Origin of the sequence: Tissierella sp. (assembly GCF_052089545.1) — a bacterium.
Taxonomy (GTDB): Bacteria; Bacillota; Clostridia; order Tissierellales; family Tissierellaceae; genus Tissierella_A.
The window spans coordinates 1-8057 of record NZ_JBQDAA010000101.1; the positions used below are offsets into that span (position 1 = coordinate 1).

The 8057-nt window shown below is 27.4% G+C and carries 6 protein-coding genes and 1 pseudogene; 6 read left to right on the plus strand and 1 reads right to left on the minus strand.

What is annotated here, in order from left to right:
- The 3 genes from ACTHW2_RS08150 to ACTHW2_RS08160 form a co-directional block, all read left to right on the plus strand.
- Nucleotides 1-1093 (plus strand): Smr/MutS family protein (locus tag ACTHW2_RS08150; RefSeq protein WP_442263450.1); only part of this gene is annotated, 1093 nt, incomplete at its 5' end.
- Between the two features lie 37 nt (nucleotides 1094-1130).
- The gene (gene argS / locus ACTHW2_RS08155) at nucleotides 1131-2831 is read left to right on the plus strand and encodes an arginine--tRNA ligase (RefSeq protein WP_442263451.1); all 1701 of its coding nucleotides are present in this window, start codon (nucleotides 1131-1133) and stop codon (nucleotides 2829-2831) included.
- A 9-nt stretch (nucleotides 2832-2840) separates the two neighbouring features.
- Nucleotides 2841-3803, plus strand: a complete 963-nt coding sequence (locus ACTHW2_RS08160; protein WP_442263452.1) for a hypothetical protein — start codon at nucleotides 2841-2843, stop codon at nucleotides 3801-3803.
- Here ACTHW2_RS08160 and ACTHW2_RS08165 read toward each other — a convergent pair.
- Nucleotides 3800-4006 (minus strand): hypothetical protein, encoded by a 207-nt coding sequence (locus tag ACTHW2_RS08165; RefSeq protein ID WP_442263453.1) that lies wholly within the window; start codon nucleotides 4004-4006, stop codon nucleotides 3800-3802. The genes ACTHW2_RS08160 and ACTHW2_RS08165 overlap by 4 nt on opposite strands.
- 128 nt (nucleotides 4007-4134) lie before the next feature.
- Here ACTHW2_RS08165 and ACTHW2_RS08170 point away from each other — a divergent pair.
- The 3 genes and pseudogenes from ACTHW2_RS08170 (at nucleotide 4135) to ACTHW2_RS08180 (ending at nucleotide 7787) form a co-directional block, all read left to right on the plus strand.
- Nucleotides 4135-5897: pseudogene (locus ACTHW2_RS08170) on the plus strand (B12-binding domain-containing radical SAM protein).
- A gap of 2 nt (nucleotides 5898-5899) precedes the next feature.
- Complete coding sequence (locus ACTHW2_RS08175; protein ID WP_442263454.1) at nucleotides 5900-6652, plus strand: hypothetical protein; 753 nt, start codon at nucleotides 5900-5902, stop codon at nucleotides 6650-6652.
- Between the two features lie 13 nt (nucleotides 6653-6665).
- Complete coding sequence (locus tag ACTHW2_RS08180; RefSeq protein ID WP_442263455.1) at nucleotides 6666-7787, plus strand: tetratricopeptide repeat protein; 1122 nt, start codon at nucleotides 6666-6668, stop codon at nucleotides 7785-7787.
- The last annotated feature ends 270 nt before the right edge of the window (nucleotides 7788-8057 follow it).

Consider the following 8057-nt stretch of genomic DNA (forward strand, 5'->3'; position numbering starts at 1 on the left):
ACTTGCAATGAGTATATTGGATCATTTACTTGGGATGAATGTAAGAACTATTGCTACGACACATTATAGTCAATTAAAACTATATGCACTTACTACAGAAGGAGTTGTAAACGCATCAGTAGAGTTTGATGTAAAAACATTAAGCCCTACATATAAGCTTCTCATAGGTATACCTGGGAAGTCTAATGCATTTGAAATATCCCAAAGGCTAGGACTAGGAAATCACATAATAGACTATGCTAAAAGCCTTATTTCTGAGGAAAACATAAAGTTTGAAGATGTCTTAGAGTCTATGGAAGAAGATAGATTGGCTATAAATGAAAATAAAGAGGAAGCAAAAAAACATAGATTAGAAGTAGAAAAGCTAGAAAAGGAACTATCTATAGAAAAAGATAAAGTTAAAGAGATGAGAAAAAAGGAATTGCAAGGCGCTAAAGAAGAAGCTCGTAATATATTAAAAAAGGCAAAAGATGATGCTGACTCTTTGATAAAAGAATTAAGAGATCTTTCCATGGAAGTTGAAAAAGAAAAACTTAGAAAGCTTCATAAAACTAGAGAAAAATTAAATAAAAAGTTAAAAAAAGCAGATTCTGAAGTTTCCCAAAAAGTTTTAAATGTAAAATCAAAGAAACCACCTAAAGATTTAAAAATAGGAGAAACTGTAGAAGTTTTGACAGTAAACCAGGTGGGAACTGTCCTTGAAAAACCAGATGAAAATGGAAATGTAAGAGTACAGGTGGGTATAATGAAAATAAATGTTCATATATCTTCACTAAGACGCTCAAAATCATCTAAAAAGGAAGCTTTAAGTAGTTCTACTAAGAGGATAATGAGCTCTAAAACTAAAAATGTAAAGTCTGAAATTGATTTAAGAGGTCACAATCAAGAAGAAGCATTTATGGAAATAGATAAATACTTAGATGATGCATATATGGCTGGACTTAAAGAAGTTCAAATAATACATGGAAAAGGAACAGGAGTATTAAGAGAAGGAGTAAAAAGATATCTAAAGACAAATAGACATGTCAAAAGCTCAAGACTTGGAGCTTTTAATGAAGGTGGAGATGGGGTTACTGTGGTAGAGATTAAGTAAACCTTTGGAGACATTTCTAAATTAAGGAGGAAAAAGTTTGATAAATTTTAAAGAAGAAGTTGTAAATTTGATACAATCACAAGTGGATGCACTTAGTAGAGAAGAAATAGATGCACTAATAGAGGTGCCACCATCATATGATATGGGGGATTATGCTTTTCCTGTATTTAGGCTAGCTAAAACTTTTAGAAAAGCACCTAATATGATAGCTGAAGAACTTGCAGGAAAATTTGGAGACAGTAAATACTTTGAAAAAATTGAAAATGCTGGACCTTATCTTAATTTTTTTATAGATAAAGTAGAACTTACTAATACAACTCTTAGTGCTGTTAAAAGTGAAAAAGAGATGTATGGAAGCTCAAATATGGGTGCAGATAAAACTGTGATAGTGGAATTTTCTTCTCCTAATATTGCAAAGCCTTTCCATATTGGACATATCAGAACTACTATTATAGGAAATTCACTTTATAAAATATATAAATTCTTAGGTTTTGATACAGTAGCTATAAATCACCTAGGTGATTACGGTACACAATTTGGAATGCTTATATCTGCTTATAAAAAATGGGGAGATAGAGAACAAATAGAGAAAGACCCTATAAATGAACTATTAAAATTATATGTTAGATTTAACAAAGAAGCAGAAGAGGACGAATCTTTAAGGGACGAAGCTAGATATTGGTTTAGAGAATTAGAAAATAAAAATGAAGAGGCAGTAGAACTTTGGACATGGATCCGTGAGATATCACTTCAAGAATTTAATCGAGTTTATGATATGTTAGGGGTTAAATTTGATTCATTTAAAGGAGAGTCATTTTATTCTGATAGAATGCCGAAAGTGATGGAAGAATTAGAAGAAAAAAACTTACTTGAAGAATCAGAGGGAGCTTATTTAGTAGATTTAGATGAATATTCTATGCCACCAGCACTTATGAAGAAAAAAGATGGTTCAACTCTTTATGCAACTCGTGATATGGCAGCTGCGTTTTATAGAAAAGAAAAATATGACTTTTATAAAAATATATATGTAGTAGGTTCCCAACAAAACTTGCACTTCAAACAATGGATGAAGGTAATAGAACTTATGGGATATGATTGGGTTAAAGACTGTGTACATATACCATTTGGTATGGTAAGTCTTGAAGATGGAACCTTATCTACTAGAAAAGGAAAAGTAGTATTTTTAGAAGATGTACTAAAAATGGCAACTAACAAAACATTAGAAATAATAGAAGAAAGAAATCCAGATTTAGAAAATAAAAAGAAAGTGTCTGAACAAGTTGGAATAGGAGCGGTAATATTCCAAGAGCTCTTTAATCAAAGAATAAAAGATTATGTATTTTCATGGGAAAGAACATTAAGCTTTGATGGTGAAACAGGACCTTATGTCCAATACACATATGCTAGAACAAATTCTATATTGAAAAAAGGTGAATTTGATACAGAAGATGATGTAGACTACAGCTTATTAAAATCAGAGGAAGAAATAAATATAACAAGACTATTATATGATTTCCCAGAAAAAATTGTAGATTCTATGGAAAAAGATGAGCCTTTCTTTATTACAAGACATATAGTAGAATTAGCTAAAGCTTTCAATAAGTTTTATAACTCTTGTCCTATAATAATAGAAGATGAAGAACTTAAAAAAGCAAGACTTAGCTTAACCTATTCTGTTAATATTGTTTTAAAAACAGGACTTAATCTTCTTGGAATCGAAGCTCCTGAAAGAATGTAGGAGATATAGATGTTAAAGTTAGATTTAGAAAAATTGTTATTAAATATTTTTCAACAAGATAAAATGAAAAGCAACAAACATACTATTTTTTCTCAAATTTCTATGATAACAATAAAATCATTAATCCCAAGCCCTGAAAATGTGGGCAACTTTATAGATTATAATAGATTTAAAGAAGAATTAAAACTATTGAAACTTTACAAAATTGAAGATAAAAAGCATGAGCTAATAAATATTAAAGAAAATGTATACTTTAAATATAAGGATGAAACGATTTATGCAAGGCTTATACCGATTATAATCTCAAATAAAGATTATGAAATTATAGAAAGAGAAGTAGTCAAAAACATATTATATACTACAGGAGATATAGAAGTCTTGTTGGAGTGGATGTTTATAAGTAAACTCATATTTTTGATGATAGAAGAAAACGATAATACATTGGGGGAGCTTAAAGAGTATATTATAAACTTATCTCAAACAGGATTTTTAGAAAAATATGGTGATAAGTATTTATATGATTATCTTAAACCTGACCTCAACTTTGAAGTTAAATTTGAACGCGTGAAAGTTTCTATTATATCCCTTCTACATGGTATAGATATGGGCAAGTTTAAGTATTTAAAAGATTTACTCGATATAGTAGATGGCAAAAATGCAGAAACAATGATAGGATTTATAGTTGAAAAGAGCAAGCTTGAAGAGAAAGTATTATATGATATTGATAAAAGTTACGAAAGAATGGCTTCATATATATTGAAATTAAGGAAAAGTAGAATAGATCCTAGTGATTTAAAGATAAAAAAATATATACTTCCAGATATATTTAGTTTTAAAGAAGGAGAAATGTTTTTCCACTCATTACTGAATAATTCTAGAGTAATAAAAAAAGAAGTTCAGGAAAATTCCTTAACTTCTTTGGTTGAGACTAGAGCTGGTATATATTTATTTAAAAGGGACCCTCTAAATTAAGATAGGGTTTCTTTTTTTAAAAAATCTAAAAAATCTTTCTCGGGTACTTCAACAAGGGAAGATAATTCTCCGATAAAACTATCCCTTAATTCTAAAAAATCATTTACCTTAGTATGAGTGCCGGTATATTCTAATGCTCTAATAATAAGCAACATATCCTCTTTAGACATTTCTTCTATAGTTATTTTGTCAAAATCTTGCATCTTATGACTCCTTTCGTTTTTATTATACATTATATTCTACCCCTTTTTTAAGTAAGAATCAACAATAACAGTTAAACAAAACTATAAAGATTAATTTAAATAAAAAACAATAAAAGATAGGTGACAATATGGAAATATTACTTGCTACATTAAATTCAAAATATATACATTCAAATCTTGCCATTAGATATTTGAAGGAGATCACAAAGGATATAAAGGAGATAGATACTTTAGAGTTTACAATAAACCAGAGCATAGACTTTATAGTATCCGAAATATATAAACTTAAAAAAGATATGATATGTTTTTCTGTATATATATGGAATATAGAAGAAACACTTGAAGTATGTAAAATACTACAAATTATAAATCCAGATATAAAAATACTTCTAGGTGGTCCAGAGGTAAGTTACGATGTCAAAAGTGTTATGGAAAAGTATGATTATATAGATTTTATAATATACGGCGAAGGTGAGGAGACCTTTAGAGAGTTTATAATTGAAAATAAAAAAGATATTAAAGACTATAAGGGTATAAGAGGTCTTAGTTATAAAGAAGATGGGGAAATAATAATAAATCCTGAAAGACACTTAATGAAAGATTTAAATATAATCCCTACACCTTATAGTGAGATAACAAATGAGTTTAAAAATAAGATTGTTTATTACGAAAGCTCTAGGGGCTGTCCATTTGGTTGTAAGTTTTGTTTATCTTCTACTATAAATGGGGTAAGATACTTTGATATAGAAAGAGTAAAAAAAGACTTGAAAAACCTTATAGCTATGGGAGTTAAACAAATTAAATTTGTAGATAGGACATTTAATGCAAACAAAAGATATTCTAGAGAAATTATGGAGTTTATAATAAAAGAAGATCCAAAAAACATAAATTTTCATTTTGAGGTTACAGCCCATTTAATAGATGAAGAAACCTTGAATTTTTTAGGTACTGTAAAGGAAGGTTTGTTTCAATTTGAAATAGGAGTACAATCTACAAATGAAAAGACCATAGAAGCTATAGGGAGAACCACAGACTTTAAAGTGCTAAGTAGTGTAACTAAGAAAATACAATCATTTAAAAACATTCATCAACATTTAGATCTAATAGGAGGACTACCCTATGAAGATTATAATAGTTTTAAAAGATCTTTTGATGATGTATACAATCTAAAACCAGAAAAGATACAATTAGGGTTTTTAAAACTACTAAAAGGATCAGAATTAAGATTAAAAGAAAAAGAATATGGATATAAGTATTTAAATAAACCTCCATACGAAGTTTTGGAGAATAAATTTATTTCCTACGGTGATATATTAAAACTTAAAGATGTAGAAGACTTGGTGGAAAATATTATAATGAAGGTTATTTTAAGCATACAATAGAATTTTTGATGAAAAATTATTTCAACTCATCTTTTGAGTTTTATGAAGAATTTGCTATTTTTTGGAATAAAAATGGATATCATAAAATATCTCATAGTAGAAATAAATTATACAAAATACTTTTCAACTTCATAGAAGAAAAAGAGTTTAAAGATAAGGTAACAATATGCAATCTATTAAAATATGATTATATATTTAATAATAAGAAAACAAGGCTTCCCTTTAAATTTGAAGAAAAAGAGAATGGTTTAAATTTTAATATACACCATGTATTAAAAGATGAGAGAATCTTAAATAACTCTTTACAAAGATACAAAGATATTCCAACTAAAAAAATTATAAATAAAGTAAATGTAGTCAGATTTTCTATAGACATTCTGGATATAATTTTAAATGACTATATACCATCAAGCAATTCTAAAGAAATCTATCTACTGTTTGATTACTTAGATGGGAATATTACTAAATGTAAGTCGTATGATATAACAAATATAGTAAGGAGTGTTTAAGATTGAATTTTTTAGAAGATATAATTTATGTTAATAGGAGTGCACTAGACAAAACTCTTAAAAACTTTACAAAGAATTGGATGATAATATTTACAGGTATAGTTTATATTATGATAAACTTATTTGTATATAATTTACTAGATATATTATTTGTAGGACCTTTATCAATATTGTCTGGAATAATACTTGCTTTATTTAAAAGTAGTATTGTTTCTAACTATTTATACTTGCTATTTAATATAGTAAATTATAATAGGCTTACAACTAATAACTTTAAAGAGGGCTTTACTCATTATGTAAGAAAGATTTACGGTGTTTTCTTTGTAGCATATTTAGGAAGACTTTTATTAAGTCTTGTTTTGCCAGGATTAGGTCAGTTAGGATCAATTATTAATTTAGTAATATTCATTGGGCTTCCAATTGCTCTAAATGCATTATCTGAAACTATTTATTTAAAGCAGTATGATGCATGGGAGAGTATAATATATTCTTTAGAGTTTTTAAAAGATAATTTTATAAATTGGACTCTACCTAATATAATTTTTTATGCAGCGATATACGCCATATCAGGTCAATTACTATTGAATGTATTTAATACTAATATAGGATTTAACTTTTCAAGTAATATAGTAGTAGTAATTATATATATAATATCTCAAACTATATTTTCATTTATGATGATCTATAGAGGTCATCTTTATAAAATACTCAGCACAAGTACTAGAAGAAAAAGAACATTTATGAAAAAAATATAAAATAGGTGATAATGTGAATTATATTGAAAAACAATTAGAAAACAGAACAGAAGATATAAGTTTTATACAAATTAAAGAAGACTCAAATTTAACAAATGAAAGCATAAGTATAACTGAAATTCCACTTCCTATATTAACTAACAGTTTAATAGAAGAAGTGAAGTCTAAAAAAGGAGAAGAAATAGGTCTTAAAAAAATAATAGATGGAATAGTTTATTTATTAGGAGTAGGAGATCGTGACTTTCCATATATTGAAGAATATAAAAAGATTATAAAAGAAATAGCTTCTAATATAGAGGGAGAAATATTTTTAAGAGCTATAAATTCATTTAAAGAGGAAGATATTGAAAATAGTCTTATAAATAGTAGAGCACTTTTAAATTTAAATCCAGAAAATATAAAGGGATTGTTTCAGTATGGATTAGTTCTAGAAACTATAGGAAAGGATTTATTAGAAAAGGAAGAAATAGAAAGTGGAGAAGAAGTTTTAAAACTATCTACTTTAAATTTTGAAAAGATATTAGATATAGATGAAGAGTATGCTCTTGCATATTACAAGTTAGGATATCACTATAAACATTTTAACCAATATGTAAAAGCTGATCTTATTTGGGAAAAGTTTATAAAACTTAGTAATGATGAACTCTTAAAAAAAGAGGTAAGAGAAGAACTAGATACTATAAAGGATGAAGTAAACTTTGAAACAGGTTTAACATATATAAGTTATAATGATCATAGTAAGGCTTTGGAAGCACTATTGAAATTGTTACCTGCATATAAAGATAGTTGGAATGTAAACTATCTTATTGGACAATCCTATAAAAATCTTGGGGAAATAGATCTTGCTATTGAACACTTTGATAAAGCTATAAAAAATAATAGTGAAGAAACGGACCTATATAATGAACTAGGAGCCTTATACTATAATGTAGGTAATATATACAAAGCTATAGATGTATTTAGTGAAGGGCTTAAGCATTCTGATCTAGACTATAAACTTTTATTTAATAGAAGCCTTATGTATTCATCTGTAGGTGATTACAATAAAGCTTTAGCAGATGCCCAGAAAGCTTATGAATTAAATCAAGATGAAAACATAATGTCTCAAGTAAAGTGGCTTAAAGAAAGGATATAATATCATAGAGTAAAGAATGTATAAAATGTAGAGATAAGACACTGAATCATGTATAGATAAGATCTTATTTGGTAATAATGTTTTAGTGTAGTCATATAGATTTAAAAATCTTTTAAAAATGTATTGACTTTATTGTTAAAAGATTGTATTATAATAAAGGTCGATGAAGAAAAAATAAAACTTTCTTGAAAGATAATAAAAAAGGTTTTAAAAAGTAGTGTCAAGCACTTCTGAAAATGTCTGATAAAAGTTAAAAGATTAGCACCGACT

Bases quoted from the DNA above. Each gene is read 5' to 3' on its own strand.
- ACTHW2_RS08160 (WP_442263452.1), top strand. From the start codon at position 2,841: ATGTTAAAGTTAGATTTAGAAAAATTGTTATTAAATATTTTTCAACAA.
- ACTHW2_RS08165 (WP_442263453.1), bottom strand. From the start codon at position 4,006: ATGCAAGATTTTGACAAAATAACTATAGAAGAAATGTCTAAAGAGGAT.